11 protein-coding genes and 3 rRNA genes are annotated in these 15,911 nt (G+C 40.9%); all 14 read right to left on the reverse strand.

Going from position 1 to position 15,911, the window contains the following annotated elements; translation table 11 throughout:
* Positions 1–53 precede the first annotated feature (53 nt).
* The gene (hypE, locus tag RBQ60_RS08970) at positions 54–1,055 is read right to left on the reverse strand and encodes a hydrogenase expression/formation protein HypE (RefSeq protein ID WP_307883353.1); all 1,002 of its coding nucleotides are present in this window, start codon (positions 1,053–1,055) and stop codon (positions 54–56) included.
* Complete coding sequence (gene hypD / locus RBQ60_RS08975) at positions 1,052–2,086, reverse strand: hydrogenase formation protein HypD (RefSeq protein ID WP_307883354.1); 1,035 nt, start codon at positions 2,084–2,086, stop codon at positions 1,052–1,054. The genes hypE and hypD overlap by 4 nt, the downstream gene beginning before the upstream one ends.
* Complete coding sequence (locus RBQ60_RS08980; protein WP_307883355.1) at positions 2,076–2,297, reverse strand: HypC/HybG/HupF family hydrogenase formation chaperone; 222 nt, start codon at positions 2,295–2,297, stop codon at positions 2,076–2,078. Before RBQ60_RS08980 ends, hypD begins: the two co-directional genes overlap by 11 nt.
* Positions 2,275–4,563, reverse strand: coding sequence for a carbamoyltransferase HypF (hypF, locus tag RBQ60_RS08985; RefSeq protein WP_307883356.1), 2,289 nt, complete (start codon positions 4,561–4,563; stop codon positions 2,275–2,277). The genes RBQ60_RS08980 and hypF overlap by 23 nt, the downstream gene beginning before the upstream one ends.
* The gene (locus RBQ60_RS08990; protein ID WP_307883357.1) at positions 4,564–4,818 is read right to left on the reverse strand and encodes a hypothetical protein; all 255 of its coding nucleotides are present in this window, start codon (positions 4,816–4,818) and stop codon (positions 4,564–4,566) included.
* Entirely contained in the window at positions 4,811–5,275 is a 465-nt protein-coding gene (locus RBQ60_RS08995) for a hydrogenase maturation protease (protein WP_307883358.1), read from the reverse strand. Before RBQ60_RS08995 ends, RBQ60_RS08990 begins: the two co-directional genes overlap by 8 nt.
* A gap of 58 nt (positions 5,276–5,333) precedes the next feature.
* Positions 5,334–5,618, reverse strand: coding sequence for a hypothetical protein (locus RBQ60_RS09000; protein ID WP_307883359.1), 285 nt, complete (start codon positions 5,616–5,618; stop codon positions 5,334–5,336).
* A gap of 13 nt (positions 5,619–5,631) precedes the next feature.
* Positions 5,632–6,063 carry a hypothetical protein gene (locus RBQ60_RS09005; protein ID WP_307883360.1) on the reverse strand — a complete coding sequence of 144 codons (432 nt, stop codon included), beginning with the start codon at positions 6,061–6,063 and terminating at the stop codon, positions 5,632–5,634.
* Between the two features lie 498 nt (positions 6,064–6,561).
* Positions 6,562–6,679 (reverse strand): 5S ribosomal RNA (rrf, locus tag RBQ60_RS09010).
* A gap of 227 nt (positions 6,680–6,906) precedes the next feature.
* A 23S ribosomal RNA gene (locus RBQ60_RS09015) occupies positions 6,907–9,805 on the reverse strand.
* 507 nt (positions 9,806–10,312) lie between these two features.
* Positions 10,313–11,846, reverse strand: a 16S ribosomal RNA gene (locus RBQ60_RS09020).
* Together the 16S, 23S and 5S rRNA genes form the textbook arrangement of a ribosomal RNA operon.
* Before the next feature lie 1,074 nt (positions 11,847–12,920).
* A complete protein-coding gene (locus tag RBQ60_RS09025; protein ID WP_307883361.1) occupies positions 12,921–14,297 on the reverse strand; it encodes a hypothetical protein in 1,377 nt (458 codons plus the stop codon).
* A gap of 283 nt (positions 14,298–14,580) precedes the next feature.
* Complete coding sequence (locus tag RBQ60_RS09030) at positions 14,581–15,039, reverse strand: chemotaxis protein CheX (RefSeq protein WP_307883362.1); 459 nt, start codon at positions 15,037–15,039, stop codon at positions 14,581–14,583.
* Entirely contained in the window at positions 15,029–15,898 is an 870-nt protein-coding gene (locus RBQ60_RS09035) for a response regulator (RefSeq protein ID WP_331654175.1), read from the reverse strand. The genes RBQ60_RS09030 and RBQ60_RS09035 overlap by 11 nt, the downstream gene beginning before the upstream one ends.
* Positions 15,899–15,911: the final 13 nt, after the last annotated feature.

Consider the following 15,911-nt stretch of genomic DNA (forward strand, 5'->3'; position numbering starts at 1 on the left):
TCCTAAAGACATCCTGTTTCGTAGAAATGAAAGGTTTTAATACCTTTACTTCATTAACAAATTCTAGGCACCATCTGCCCCTCTAAGCTAGGCATCACTCGTTTGCCGCCAATGCTTGTTTTCAAATATACGGTCTTTTGATAATCATTTGTAAAACGACCAATACTTTGGGCGTTTTCGTACCCCCGCAGTTTCCTTAATTTTTGTAAAACCCTTTTCCCAAATCCGTTTTTTACCACCAATATCATTCTACCTTCACACGCAAGATAGAATGGGTCTATTCCCAAAATATCATTGATTGCTTTTATTTGGGGATTCATTGGTATCCTATTTTCTATCAGCTCCACATTGTAGCCCACATTGGTGGCTATTTCATTCAGTACCGTTGCTACGCCGCCCCTCGTTGGATCCTTCATCAACTTTATATAAGGCAAGACCTTATCCAAATCAGTAATTAAATGACTCAGGGCGCAGCAATCACTGGTAATATTCGTTTCTATTTCAAGGTCATATCGATCAAGTAAAATAGCTGTGCCATGCTCTGCAATCGTACCCGTTATAATAATTTCATCTTCTGGTTCGATTTTGGAAGGGGCGAAACTCTCGGCCACCACACCAATGCCCGACGTATTAATAAATAACCCATCCACACTACCCTTTTCAACCACCTTCGTGTCTCCTGTAACGATTTTTACACCGTTTTCTTTGCAGACATCCCCCATTGACTGGGCGATTTTACATAAAACATCTATGTCAAAGCCTTCCTCAATCATAAAACTTGCACTTAAGTAGTAAGGTTTTGCTCCAGCAGTGGCAAGGTCATTTAAGGTCCCACAGACAGCTAGTTTTCCGATATCCCCGCCTCGAAAAAATAATGGCTGAACCACGAAGCTATCGGTGGTATAAGCTAACTTAGAAGTTTTTACATCAAAAATAAAAGCATCACTTAAAGAGACATCCATATTCGCACCATAGTATTTTAGAAAAACCTCATTGATTAATGCATTTGTTTTAACACCGCCATCACCATGATGTAATGTAATTTTATTTGTCAAAAAACCACCTTCCCATATTTGTAATGAGCAGAGCAAGCCCCCTCCGAAGAAATCATACAAGGCCCTAGGGGATTTTCAGGTGTACAGCTTACAGCAAATTGCTTGCATTCATAGGGTGTTTTTAAGCCAAGAATGATTTCACCACACTGACAAGCGGAAGGTTTTGGGATTATTTTTTCTTTTACTCCAAACTTATACTTTGCGTCAAGGTTTTGGTATTTTTTATCTAAACCCAATGCGGAATTTGGGACTTTTCCAATGCCTCTCCAATATCCATCCTCTATATAAAAGACTTCTTCCATATAATCCTTCGCCAACTTGTTTCCTGTGGTTCGAACACAGCGCTCGTATAAATTAGCAAAGGAAACGGGGCTTTTTCCATCAATTTGGTCTAAAAGAAGATGGACACCTTTTTTGATATCCTCTGCTTCAAAGCCGCATACGACTGCAGGAAGATGAAAATCCTCGGTAATAAATCGGAATGCATCTGAACCTAAAACCGATGCAACATGACCTGGGCATATTAAGCCATTTATTTTATTACGATCATCCTCAAGTATAAAGCGGAGAATTGGTTCCATCCGTTTTAGAGCAGACAGAAAAAACAGGTTATCTGGCCCATTTTCCTGCACATTTTTTATTGTTGTTGCTATAATAGGAGCCGTGGTTTCAAAGCCTACGGCTAAAAATACAACTTTCTTTTCTGGATTTTTCTGTGCCAATACAATTGCATCCTCTGGTGAATATAGGATTACCACATTTTCTTTCGTTTTCTTCTCAAATAGACTGTAAAAAGTACCCTTTACCTTTAACATATCTCCAAAGGTGGCGAGAATCACCTCTTCATTGGAGAGTAAATCCATTGCCATATCTATATATGATTCACTGGTAACACAAACAGGGCAACCAGGACCTGACAGTAGCTTAACATAGTTGGGTAGTATGTATCGAATCCCTGATTTTACGATGGCCTGTGTATGGGTTCCGCAAACTTCCAAAATTCTTATTATCTTTTTATCATCATTCATCATCTTCCATCATCTCATTCAATATTTTTTTCAGAAATAGATACTCCCTTTGGTCAATCTTTTCTATGGCAAAACCAGCATGTAGTAACACAAACTCGCCAGGCACAAGATTCTCTATTAATTGAATATTAATTTTTTGCCGAATTCCCATGGTTTCTGCATAGGCATAGTTTCCTTGCACTGAAGTGATTTTAGTAGGAACTGCCAGACACATAATCTCCCCCCTCTAAAATGGAAGCTGCAACAGATGCTTGGCCAAAAGACAAGCCACCATCATTTAATGGAGTTTTTTTGTTAAAAAAAACATGAAAGCCCCACTGTTCTAAACCAAACACCATATTTTTTAAGAGGTACGAATTTTCGAATACCCCTCCACTTAAAAAGATATAATTTAAGTCGAATTTATCTCTTATCTTGCAAGCACATGCTATGGTTGCTTTACAAATTGTATTGTGAAATTTCGTAGATATGACTGAAATAGGTTGTTGATTTTTTATATCCTGCAAAACTCCCATCAGAATGCTTTGGTATCCCATTATGAAAGTACCGTCATCCCCTTCAAATATGGAAAAACAATATTCATCAGTTATTGTTGCATCTACCACACTTTCAAGCTCCATGGCCGCCTGTGCCTCATAAGATATACGGCTTCGTTGTAATGTAAGAGCTGCAATACAGTCGAAGAGTCTTCCCATGCTTGAAGATTGAAAGCAATTTACTCTGTTCTCCAATGCTTTTTCTATAATCATCGACTGCCAGTGGTCTACATCAGAAAAATACGAATCTAATTTTTCATTGATGGTATATAGATAAGATAAAGCACATTTCCATGGTTCTTCAATGGCGGAATCGATACCTTGTAGTGTAACATTCTCTAAGTGGGCTACCCTTTTAAATTTCGACCTACTACCGACAAAAAATTCTCCTCCCCAAATATTACCGTCTATCCCCACGCCGGTTCCGTCAAAAATAACCCCAATGCCGTCACCAGTAAATCCATGTTCTGCCATACACCCTGCCATGTGTGCATGATGATGCTGAACAATGAGGACTTCCTTTTCTAGCCTCTTTGCATATTTCGTTGAAAAATAGTTGGGATGTAAGTCATGTACAACAACTTGAGGGCTTGCCTTTAAAAGCCCCGCTAATCGATTTACAACGGCTGTATATTCATTACAAGTATCCAGAAAGTTAAGTTCTCCTAAATACTGACTGATATGGGCAACCTTTTTATGTGTAAAACAAATGGAGGCTTTTTGGTTGCCTCCCAGAGATAAAATTTCATAAGGTGTATCCAAAGGCAATGCCATGGGAGCATAACCTCTACCACAACGGCTAATTAACACTTCATCTCCAAAAACTCTGACAACGGAATCATCAATGGGGGTCATGATTTCTCGATTATGTAAGAGAAAATAATCGGCCACTTGATTTAGATGCTCTAATGCGTCTTTATCTTTATAACAAATGGCCATCCCACTAATATTCCCGCTGGTCATAACAAGATATTTTAAAGTATCGTCAAATAGCAAATAGTGAAGGGGTGTGTAGGGTAGCATTACCCCATATTGATTAAGTTTCGGTGCAATAACTTCTGGAAGTGGGCAATTACTGCTTTTTTTTAGCAACACAATGGGTCGTTTATTGTTGGAAATTGCCTCTTCTTCTTTTCTCCCTATTATACAAATCCCTTTCACATCCTCCATCCTTGAAACCATAATTGCCAAGGGCTTGTGGGGTCTTTTTTTTCTATCTCTTAAGTTGGCAACTGCATTTTCATCTTGTGCATTGCAAACTAGGTGATACCCCCCTATCCCTTTTATGGCTAGTATTTTTCCTTTCTTTAATAACTCTTTTGCATTTTTTATAGGGCTTTCACAATCCACGAGCTCACCATGGCTATCTCGCAAGATATACTTTGGGCCACAAACGGGACAACAGTTAGGCTGGGCGTGAAATCGTCTTTCCTCTGGATTTTTGAATTCTTTGCCACACTCTGGGCACATAGCAAAAAGTTTCATGGATGTATTTTCTCTGTCGTATGGCAAATCTTTTAATATGGAATACCTTGGGCCACAATTCGTACAATTAGTGAATGCATAGTTATACCGTCTGTCCTGCGGATTGCGAATATTCTCTAGGCAGTCATTGCAAACTGCTAGGTCGGGAAGGAGGAATCCTCGCCTTTGTTGGTCTTCTGAACTATCCAAAATCTTAAAATCCTGGAGATTTTCATCTGAATATGGTAAAATATTTATGTCGTAGATGTTTGCATTTGGCGGCGGATTGCTTTTCAGTTCGTATAAAAATTTCTCTATTACTTGTTGTTCAGCAGAAGCAACGATAACCACTGAAGCTCCTTTGTTTTTTACATAGCCACAAAGGTTGAGAGACTGTGCTAGTTTGTAAATAAAGGGACGCATGCCCACCCCTTGCACAATTCCATTGACTTCTATCAAAAAGCTTCTACGCTGGCACATTTACTTTTTCTCTCCATCAATTTGTTCAATGGTTGCAGTAAGGGGCTCAATTTCTTTTTTCTGAACCAAAATATTTGTCCAGCCACCGATGAGTTTGCTCTTTCGATCCGCAAAATGTTCTCGAATGCTCTCTTCACAAATATGGCTATGGGTATGTACCGTAATTTCTAAGTTAAGAATTCTATCCATAGAGTTTTCTTTACACAAGCCAACAATAGATTCGTATAGATTTTGATTTAAAAAAGTATCATGCATCGTTGATTTCCTCCAATATGATTTTTTTTATCTTCCCTTCAACCTCACAACATATTTGGGGGAACTTCTCTTGCAAAGTGGGACTAAGTTCATGTCCAAAGCCCAATTCCCCTATTTCCACACCAATCAGATAACCTTTGAAAGTGCTTTTATATAGCCTCATTAAGTCAATCATGCTCATATCATGTTGCATCAAAACTGCTGATGATTGGCCTATGATTTCTTCCAGGCGAATCACATGAATACTGCCCGGTTCTGAATTTTTATACATTGCATCTAGAATAAACACAAAATCTCCATGATTTAAACGATAAAAACAATTTTGGCAGTCTGTTTCCCCAATGATTACTTCAATATTATTAGAATGTATAAATCCATTCTCCAAGGCCTCAGCAACCTTAATTGCGATACCGTCATCTTTCATAAACCGATTACCGATAGCAACTAGTTTTATCATCTTTACCCCGTCCTTCACTCCTGTCAAACCGTTCAAAAATTCATCAAGAAGGCCTGTTTTACTCTGTTTTTAAATGGGATCTTTTAATGTTTTTTAGAAATAGAATAATACCCCAAACAAAAAAGCCACTTAAAACAACAAGACATCCTAATAGTGCTGCATCTAAAGTCATTTCAAAAAGTTCTCCACCTTCAATAAAAAATGCTAAAACATGATCTACTAGCCACATAAGGGTTGCACCCCAGTATATAAAGCAGAGTATACTTAACCTATGTTTGTCCTGCATATTGTAGCAAAATACTGTCGTAACAATAGCTGCTAATGCAGTAATGATAAAATACATAATATTCCTCCTTTTAATCATCTAAATATATTTTTGTGCAATTGTATTTCAACTTATGCTCTGCTATGTAAATCATAATCACCCATACTACCGTTACAAATATTGCCATAGAAGTTCCGAATAATGCCATTTCTTCTAACATCGGTTGGATATCAGCTGGATTTTTCATTGCTGTTAAAAAAGGCGGCCATAGGATAATCTCACCATGCCATATGTGTTCCAAAGCTAATAGGAAAACACCACCCCATAATAAATTGTTTAACCAACTCAGTTTGCGTGACCAGCTTAGCCCCATTTGAAGGGTTTGTCGTTCTTCTTTCATTGGAGTATTAATTGTTTCTGTTGAACTAGAATTCCCTAAGGCTTTTCTCTCTTTCCTCTGCACAATTTTTTTTGCAATGGTAACAATAATTGCCTCTACCATAGGTACTACAACACATGCCATATGTATCCCCCTCTTATTAGTTGTAATATGCACTTAAGCATATCCTGAATACATACTATGTCCTCTTTCCTTTTTATAGTACAATGCTTAGTTAAATTTTAGTCAACCGATTTAATTTTAGGGGCTTTTTTACTACAAAGATCCCCATGCTCTTGGAAAATGCATCTTAATTACTACGTCTAATTTTGATATAAAAAAAGCCACCTTGTTTTAAAGTGACTCCAATTCTAACTTCTAAAATTAAATTAGTTTTTCTTGCATACGTCCCTGATTTGCTACACTGTTTAAATTTCCGTTTCCATAACTCATTCACAATAAAAATAGTATAATAGATTACAGTGAGGTTCTTTTTTAGCTGTTAATTTAGGCATGAATCATAGTTTTTTTACTTTAACAAAAGTATCTACAGTGCAAAATCATCTTTCATTGCAGTCCAAACAAATTTCTAAAAAAAAAAGAACTGCATGCATACTCATACAGTTCTAACAAAATAATGGATTCTGGCAACCATCTACTTTCCCAGGCAGCTTCCCACCAAGTATCATCGACCGCTCAGGTCTTAACCGACGTGTTCGGAATGGGAACGGGTGTGTCCCCTGAGCGCATCATCACCAGAAATATCAAGGCTATGCTTGGGGTTGCTTCCGCTTTTCCCCTTCGCCTTATCAGATGTACTTACATACACCTTCAAAACTGAACACAAGAACATTAGCGCCTTCCTTTGCATTTATCAATCACCGATCCAACACCAAAGGTGTAAAGAGGTTATTTGTGCAAAGGATATTAGTGGTCTTTTCCAACAGGAAAAGAAATCACCTCGCCATTATATCATCAATCGATTTATTGGTCAAGCCCTCGGTCTATTAGTATTGGTCAGCTGAACACGTTGCCGTGCTTACACCTCCAACCTATCTACCTCGTTATCTTCAAGGGACCTTACTTCCGAAGAATGGGAAATCTTATCTTGAGGGCGGCTTCACGCTTAGATGCCTTCAGCGTTTATCCGTTCCATACATAGCTACCCGGCTGTGCAGTTGGTCTGCAACCGGTACACCAGAGGTACGTCCATCCCGGTCCTCTCGTACTAAGGACAGCTCCTCTCAAATTTCCAGCGCCCACAACGGATAGGGACCGAACTGTCTCACGACGTTCTGAACCCAGCTCGCGTACCGCTTTAATGGGCGAACAGCCCAACCCTTGGGACCGACTACAGCCCCAGGATGCGATGAGCCGACATCGAGGTGCCAAACCTCCCCGTCGATGTGAACTCTTGGGGGAGATAAGCCTGTTATCCCCAGGGTAGCTTTTATCCGTTGAGCGATGGCATTCCCACTTATTACCACCGGATCACTAAGTCCTACTTTCGTACCTGCTCCAGCCGTCGCTGTCGCAGTCAAGCCACCTTTTGCCTTTACACTCTTTGAATGGTTTCCAATCATTCTGAGGTGACCTTCGAGCGCCTCCGTTACCTTTTAGGAGGCGACCGCCCCAGTCAAACTGCCCGCCTGACATTGTCCTATACCCGGATCACGGGCATTAGTTAGAAATTCAATGACATAAGAGAGGTATCCCACCGGCGGCTCCACCAAGACTAGCGTCCTGGCTTCATAGCCTCCCTCCTATCCTGTACATATATCATCGAATCCCAGTATCAGGCTGCAGTAAAGCTCCATGGGGTCTTTCCGTCCTGTTGCGGGTAACCAGTATCTTCACTGGTTCTTCAATTTCACCGGGCGTGTTGTCGAGACAGTGCTCAAATCGTTACACCTTTCGTGCGGGTCAGAACTTACCTGACAAGGAATTTCGCTACCTTAGGACCGTTATAGTTACGGCCGCCGTTTACTGGGGCTTGAATTCAAAGCTTCGCTTACGCTAACCTCTCCTTTTAACCTTCCAGCACCGGGCAGGTGTCAGCCCATATACATCACCTTACGGTTTCGCATAGACCTATGTTTTTGCTAAACAGTCGCTTGAGCCTCTTTTCTGCGGCCACTTGCGTGGCTCCCCTTATCCCTAAGTTACGGGGTCATTTTGCCGAGTTCCTTAACAACACTTCTCCCGTCGGCCTGTGGATTTTCTCCTCATCTACCTGTGTCGGTTTACGGTACGGGTACGTATAATACAATAGCGGCTTTTCTCGGCAGTGTGGATTCGGAAACTTCCCTACTTTTGTTCAGTCCTCATCACATTTCACCATCAAGAGACGGATTTGCCTATCTCCCTTGGCTTTATGCTTGACCGGGTTTTTCCATTCCCCGGTTTCCCTATCCTCCTGCGTCCCCACAGTTCTGATTATACGTAGTACAGGAATATCAACCTGTTGTCCATCGACTACGACTTTCGTCCTCGCCTTAGGCCCCGACTAACCCTGAGAAGATTAGCTTTACTCAGGAAACCTTAGATATTCGGCCTATATGTTTCTCACATATATCTCGCTACTCATTCCGGCATTCTCTCTCCTGTTTCGTCCACCATTGCTCTCGCTTTGGCTTCATCCTTGCAGGATGCTCCTCTACCACTGACAACACTTAAGTTGTCAATCCGTAGCTTCGGTGACGTGTTTTAGCCCCGTTACATTTTCGGCGCAGGTTTTCTCGACTAGTGAGCTGTTACGCACTCTTTAAATGAGTGGCTGCTTCTAAGCCAACATCCTAGTTGTCTATGAAATCCCACATCCTTTTCCACTTAACACGTACTTTGGGACCTTAGCTGTCGGTCTGGGCTCTTTCCCTTTTGTCCATGCGACTTATCTCACATAGACTGACTCCCGAGGGTATCTCTACGGCATTCTTAGTTTGATATGAGTTGGTAACCTTTTTGGGCCCCGCGTCAGTTCAGTGCTTTACCTCCGTTAGACTCCTCTCGAGGCTAGCCCTAAAGCTATTTCGAGGAGAACCAGCTATCTCCGAGTTCGATTGGAATTTCTCCGCTATCCACACCTCATCACCACCTTTTTCAACAGATGTGTGTTCGGTCCTCCAAAGCCTTTTACGGCTCCTTCAACCTGGACATGGATAGGTCACCCGGTTTCGGGTCTACTAATACTAACTATACGCCCTATTCAGACTTGGTTTCCCTTCGGCTCCGTGGCTTCTAACCACTTAACCTCGCTGGCATTAGTAACTCGCCGGACCGTTCTACAAAAAGTACGCCATCAGGCACAAAGCCCTCTGACTGTTTGTAAGCACAAGGTTTCAGGTTCTCTTTCACTCCCCTCCCGGGGTTCTTTTCACCTTTCCTTCACAGTACTACTTCACTATCGGTCACTAGGGAGTATTTAGGCTTGGGGGGTGGTCCCCCCGGCTTCCCACAGGGTTTCTCGTGTCCCGTGGTACTCTGGATACTGTCAGCTGGCTCGAAATTTCGTCTACTGGACTTTCACCTTCTTTGGTGTGCTTTCCCAAAACACTTCGACTATCTCTTGCCAATGCCTTATACAGTCCGCAACCCCGAAGAACTAGGTCCTTCGGTTTGGCCTGTTTCCCGTTCGCTCGCCGCTACTAAGGAAATCGAGTTTTCTTTCTCCTCCTGCTGCTACTTAGATGTTTCAGTTCACAGCGTTCCCTTCCGCAGGCTATGTATTCACCTACGGATACTTGAGGTTTGCTCAAGTAGGTTTCCCCATTCAGAAATCTCCGGATCGATGGCTATTTGCGCCTCCCCGAAGCTTATCGCAGCTTATCACGTCTTTCATCGGCTCCTAGTGCCAAGGCATTCTCCTTGTGCTCTTTCTTGCTTGACCAGTTCGTTAGATTTTTGTATTGATGCTCTGAGTACTGCGACCTAACATTTCGTAGAAATGTAAGAGCAGTGCGAAATCAAAACAAAAATCGGTTTTCATTACGAAGTAATGAAAAAACTTCCTTATTGCTTTGACCCTCTTTTCATCAAGTCAAAATCTATAGCTTGTTCTTTGGAATGTTTCGTAGTAGCGATACTACGGTTTTTGTTAGCATCGTCTGCTAACTTCGTTAGATTTTTTCTTTGATGTTTTAAATGCTGCCACCTCACATTTGTAAAAATGTAAAAGCTGCATAAAATCAAAGATAAAATCGGTTTTCATTGCAATGCAATGAAAAAACTACTTTATTATTTCTAAAGAAATTTATTTATTTCTCGATTGACTCTATTTTTTCTTGTATTCAGTTTTCAAGGTGCAGTTCTTGCCTTTTATTCTTCTTTTATTCTTATTGAAGGTTTGATCCTTCAAAACCAAACAGTAGATTACTTCACAACCAATACTCCATAGAAAGGAGGTGATCCAGCCGCACCTTCCGATACGGCTACCTTGTTACGACTTCACCCCAGTCGCTGATATCACCTTCGGCGGTTCCTTCCTTACGGTTAGGTCACCGACTTCGGGTGCTTCCAACTCCCATGGTGTGACGGGCGGTGTGTACAAGGCCCGGGAACGTATTCACCGCGACATTCTGATTCGCGATTACTAGCGATTCCAGCTTCATGTAGTCGAGTTGCAGACTACAATCCGAACTGGGACTGGGTTTTTGTGATTTGCTTGACGTCGCCGTTTTGCTTCACTTTGTTACCAGCCATTGTAGCACGTGTGTAGCCCAAGACATAAGGGGCATGATGATTTGACGTCATCCCCACCTTCCTCCGTGTTATCCACGGCAGTCTCCTTAGAGTGCCCAACTGAATGATGGCTACTAAGAATAGGGGTTGCGCTCGTTGCGGGACTTAACCCAACATCTCACGACACGAGCTGACGACAACCATGCACCACCTGTCACCCCTGCTCCGAAGAGAAGCACTATCTCTAGTGCGGTCAGAGGGATGTCAAGCCTTGGTAAGGTTCTTCGCGTTGCTTCGAATTAAACCACATGCTCCACCGCTTGTGCGGGCCCCCGTCAATTCCTTTGAGTTTCAATCTTGCGATCGTACTCCCCAGGTGGAGTGCTTATTGCGTTAGCTGCGGCACCGAGGGTTCCCCCCCAACACCTAGCACTCATCGTTTACGGCGTGGACTACCAGGGTATCTAATCCTGTTCGCTCCCCACGCTTTCGAGCCTCAGCGTCAGTTTCAGTCCAGTAAGTCGCCTTCGCCACTGGTGTTCTTCCTAATATCTACGCATTTCACCGCTACACTAGGAATTCCACTTACCTCTCCTGTACTCTAGCTTGATAGTTTTAAATGCAATCCCGAGGTTAAGCCCCGGGCTTTCACATCTAACTTACCATGCCGCCTACTCTCCCTTTACACCCAGTAATTCCGGATAACGCTTGCCCCCTACGTATTACCGCGGCTGCTGGCACGTAGTTAGCCGGGGCTTCTTATTTAGGTACCGTCATTTTTTTCGTCCCTATTGATAGAAGTTTACGAGCCGAAACCCTTCATCCTTCACGCGGCGTTGCTGCATCAGGCTTTCGCCCATTGTGCAATATTCCCCACTGCTGCCTCCCGTAGGAGTTTGGGCCGTGTCTCAGTCCCAATGTGGCCGATCACCCTCTCAGGTCGGCTACTGATCGTTGCCTTGGTGAGCTTTTATCTCACCAACTAGCTAATCAGATGCGGGCCCATCCTGTACCGAATAAATCCTTTTCTCACAAGGGGATGCCCCCTCGTGATGACATGCGGTATTAGTCACCGTTTCCAGTGATTATTCCACAGTACAGGGCAGGTTGCCCACACGTTACTCACCCGTCCGCCGCTAAGATACTTAAAAATCCTGCCGAAGCTCTCATTTTAAATTTCTCCGCTCGACTTGCATGTGTTAAGCACGCCGCCAGCGTTCATCCTGAGCCAGGATCAAACTCTTATATTAAAATTTAGGAACGGCATCATCGGGAATAAATTTTATAAGTAGTTTTCATAGAAAACTATGCATAAAGCCTTCCGACTTGCACATCCGAGTTGTCCTAACCAGTATAATCTGGCTACTATCTGGTTTTTTCGAAACCAGCAAACTCTTTTGTCTCTTATCCCTTAATAAATTAAGGTTGCTTTTTCCGCTTTGCGGAAAACCGTGCACTTCTCACCACTCCGCTTCCTCCTGCGCCTTACGGCGTTGGTTGGTCACTTCATAATCGGTTCGAAGCTCACTAGCTGAATTGACTATGGGTTGTGTGTTTGTATTCTACTGTTTAGTTTTCAAGGATCAATTGCCAGTAACAATTTTTTGTTATTTTTTTGTCACTCAGCTGACAGTTATGAAGTCTATCATACTCAGTCGTTCTTGTCAACACTTATTTTGCTTTTTCGTGTCACTTTCTGTCGTTATTTCTGACAGGAGTTATATAATAACATAACCGTTTTTGCTTGTCAACACTTATTTTGCTTTTCTGTGTCATTTTCTGTCGCATCTCGCTGACAGGAATTACATGTTAACATAATCATTTCTTCTTGTCAATGTCTTTTCACTATTTTTTTGTTTATTATTGTAAGTTTCAATAATTGGTCAGTTTGTTACAACATAATAAGCCTTAGTACACCTACAGAGGTAAAATCTCAGTTATATGAATCCACGTCATAAGACTTTTATTCTTGTGTTACTATACATTATCGTTCATTTCTCTGATTCAGTAATTTATGGTGCTCATCTCCCGTTTGCAACTCTTTTTCACTCGTCTACCTAGGAATAGTGATTTATATATATTGTTCGTATCAAAAAAGCCATGTGCAAGGACTTAAATCTATGTAGTTGCAAGCTCCATTCATACTTTCAGTATTATGAACTCATTTATATATAGTAGCAATGAATCGGCAATTAAAAAAATGGAGTGCTTTTAATTATGAAGCACTCCAACGTATTACTACTATTTCAACCTTTTATCTTCTTTAACCATGAACAATCCTCTGTTCCTTTTCACCAAGTTCAGAGGTGAAATAAACCAGAATTCTACGCCGCTGGCTGAATTTCATCATATACAGGTTCAATTTCCGGACTTACATAAACTTTGTTTTCTTTGATTTTCTTTAGAATAACCTTTTTTAGTTCTCTAAACTCAGGATACTGATCAAAAAAATCTAATTTAGCCTGTGTTTCCGGTGTTGGTGCTTTATCTAGCAACACATATGCAGAAAAGCTTTCGGCGAAGTCCTCAGCGCATTCCGTGGACGAATACCCTGTCACAAACTGTGATTTATGACGATAATAGAAATATGGATTTTCCTCATTGGTGGCCCAATCATTTATAATATCTTTCCAGAAAGATGTATAAAAGGCTTGAAGATATGAATCCTCTTTTGCTACCACCAAACTCCAATCAGCAAACCTATACACAGGATAAAAAGTGAAATCTCCATTAAAGTAATCTACTTGCTTTTCATTAAGCGAAATGTAATGAGCTATCTCGTGTACTACGGTGTATGGAAACAGACCGTCTTCAGAAATATCTGCAGGGTCCACAGTCATACACCAGACCTTCCCTTCAGAATCTAGGGGCACGACGTATGCAACAACGCCAAGTTCACCATCCCCACCGATTTTAAAGTATCTGAAGTTTGCAAACTGTTCTTTTGGTAAAATATCCGTTGTTAGGTCCCAAACCATCTTCAAGGTTTGCTGATCTTCAGCATTTAAATCCACTAATCCATTTTCTAATCCACTTTGGTATTCAGCATCAAAATCTTGGTTGATTTTAAATATACCAAAATTTTTTTGCTTTTTATCATCCAATATATTTAAAAAGACTGCATCTGCATCCATATCTTTATACTTGTTGATAATTGCCTTTATTTCCAACTCAATGTCAACGTCATAATTATTCCCATTTTCTGTTGCTGTAAAGTAGTCGTCACGCATTTTGTTAAGGCTGTTCCAATCTTCCCTTGAGAGGATCTTTTTTAAATTGGTCATGGTATCCTTGCCGTAATCTAAGTTAGGTGCTATGTTCTCTCTATAATTCTCTTCAACATAGCCTACTTCACCAAACTGCCTTATAGTCTCTTTATCAAGGATAGCAGAAATCTTTTCCCAAAGTCTATATTCTTCATATGACATTTCATAATTTCCTTGCAGTTCTCTTTTAAACCGAAGGACATCTGCATTATTCACAAGTTTTCCCAACTTGATTTTAACATCCACGGGAGCATCCTCACCCAAATCTCCCAATAGTGTCTCCACCTTGTTTGGGGCCTTGGGGGTTATGTTTAAACCAATACTTGTCCCCCCTACACAACCAGTTAAAAATGTAGTGCTTAACATAATCATACATAAAACTAGCCATAATGACTTTTGGCTGCATTTATTTAAGATTGTTCTTATATTTTTCATATTTACCTCATTACTCCTTTTGACTAACGCAATTAGTTAATTCCCCAGAAACTTTCCTTCTCAATGGTTGCCTAACCCATCCTAATTTTTCCTTAATTGCTACTTTGTAGTATAAATACCTCTTACAGAATGGTCAATACTTTTTTTGTTTCCTGCTTACCTTTTCAAATCAAGCTAACTTTAGAAATTTGATTAGAAAAAAGACGTAAGATTTTTAACCCACGCCTTTTATGTTCTTACTCTATTTTTTTGGCAAACCACTGTAGTAATCTTAGGTAATTCCCTACTCTTTAATTGATAGGTATACATGAAAAGGCATATCCTCTACAAGCATCTCTAAGCACATCACATTGGAAAAACTAAAGCTTAAGGTAAAATCCCCACTCATTAATGTGGGCGTTGAAATATCAATGGACTTTCCTTTTTCAGAGAGCAAAATACTTGCATTGGCCGCCAGCATATTGCTTAATTCAGAAATGGCACTTTGTGCAATGGAGTCAAATTCCTCCACTTCCATACCACCCATCATATAAGATGCTATTTTTTTTGCGCATGACTCTTCCATGGAGAAGTATACATTACCCGTCAGCTCTCCAATAATCCCTATAATACCAATAACACCACTAGAATCAAGTTGCTTTTCATAGCTTTTCCCACTCAAAAATTTTACTTCTGGAATACCCAACATGGGCATCACGCTTAATACGGCATCGCTAAATGCAGTTACAATCTCATTGTTCATTGTACTCACTCCTGTTAAAACCAACATTCATATATAAATCTCCAAAAACGGTATCTGCTTCCACAGAAGTTACAGTGTCCAACTTCAGTTTTGAAATGGTGATAGACTCACCGTAAACCACCGTAGGTGGAGCAACACGCAATCCCAAAACTTCATTTTTCTTGTTTAACATGGAGCACGCATTTCCAGCTATGATATTTGCCATTTCTCCCATCATATTAATGACATATTCTTCTGATAAATCATCTTGCTTTAAAATGCCAGAGGCAATACGCCCCGCAGACTCAATGGACATATCCAAAATCATCCTGCCGGAATACTTGCCAATTATCCCCATCACCACAGATATACCCCTTGAAACATATTCATCATTTGAAGTCTTCAAGTTCTTATATGTAGGAATGGCTTTGAAAAACCTGTTAAATGTATCCGTTAAAGCTTCTTTAAATACGGTATAGTATAATTGCTCTAACTCAACAAAGGATTCTTCATCCGCCATGATTCTTCGTATCAATAAAGAGAGTTCGTCGCCGTCAACGGGTTTCTGAATATAGCCTGATATCTTTTCTTTTTTTGCTTTTCGCAAGATCTCCTCATCCATCATAGAGCTAATAATGATTACCTTTAGATTGGGATCAATCTCTCGAATGGCTCTTGTACACGCAAGACCATCTGCATCGGGCATGGTCATATCCATAGTCACAAGGTCTGGCTTTAAGGTCGAAACAACTTCCACCGCCTCTTGTAACGAATTTGCACTACCGATGACTTCAAAACCTTTCTCCCCTAGGATTTTACTTATCATTGCCACTGAAAAAGGAGAATCGTCAACCACCACTATTTTTCTATCTTTCATCATGCACCTACCCTTT

It is taken from the genome of Anaerotignum sp. MB30-C6 (assembly GCF_030908465.1).
Taxonomy (GTDB): domain Bacteria; phylum Bacillota; class Clostridia; order Lachnospirales; family Anaerotignaceae; genus Chakrabartyella.

Bases quoted from the DNA above. Each gene is read 5' to 3' on its own strand.
- hypD (WP_307883354.1), bottom strand. From the start codon at position 2,086: ATGATGAATGATGATAAAAAGATAATAAGAATTTTGGAAGTTTGCGGA.
- RBQ60_RS08980 (WP_307883355.1), bottom strand. From the start codon at position 2,297: ATGTGTCTGGCAGTTCCTACTAAAATCACTTCAGTGCAAGGAAACTAT.
- hypF (WP_307883356.1), bottom strand. From the start codon at position 4,563: ATGTGCCAGCGTAGAAGCTTTTTGATAGAAGTCAATGGAATTGTGCAA.
- RBQ60_RS08990 (WP_307883357.1), bottom strand. From the start codon at position 4,818: ATGCATGATACTTTTTTAAATCAAAATCTATACGAATCTATTGTTGGC.
- RBQ60_RS08995 (WP_307883358.1), bottom strand. From the start codon at position 5,275: ATGATAAAACTAGTTGCTATCGGTAATCGGTTTATGAAAGATGACGGT.
- RBQ60_RS09000 (WP_307883359.1), bottom strand. From the start codon at position 5,618: ATGTATTTTATCATTACTGCATTAGCAGCTATTGTTACGACAGTATTT.
- RBQ60_RS09005 (WP_307883360.1), bottom strand. From the start codon at position 6,063: ATGGCATGTGTTGTAGTACCTATGGTAGAGGCAATTATTGTTACCATT.
- RBQ60_RS09025 (WP_307883361.1), bottom strand. From the start codon at position 14,297: ATGAAAAATATAAGAACAATCTTAAATAAATGCAGCCAAAAGTCATTA.
- RBQ60_RS09030 (WP_307883362.1), bottom strand. From the start codon at position 15,039: ATGAACAATGAGATTGTAACTGCATTTAGCGATGCCGTATTAAGCGTG.
- RBQ60_RS09035 (WP_331654175.1), bottom strand. From the start codon at position 15,898: ATGATGAAAGATAGAAAAATAGTGGTGGTTGACGATTCTCCTTTTTCA.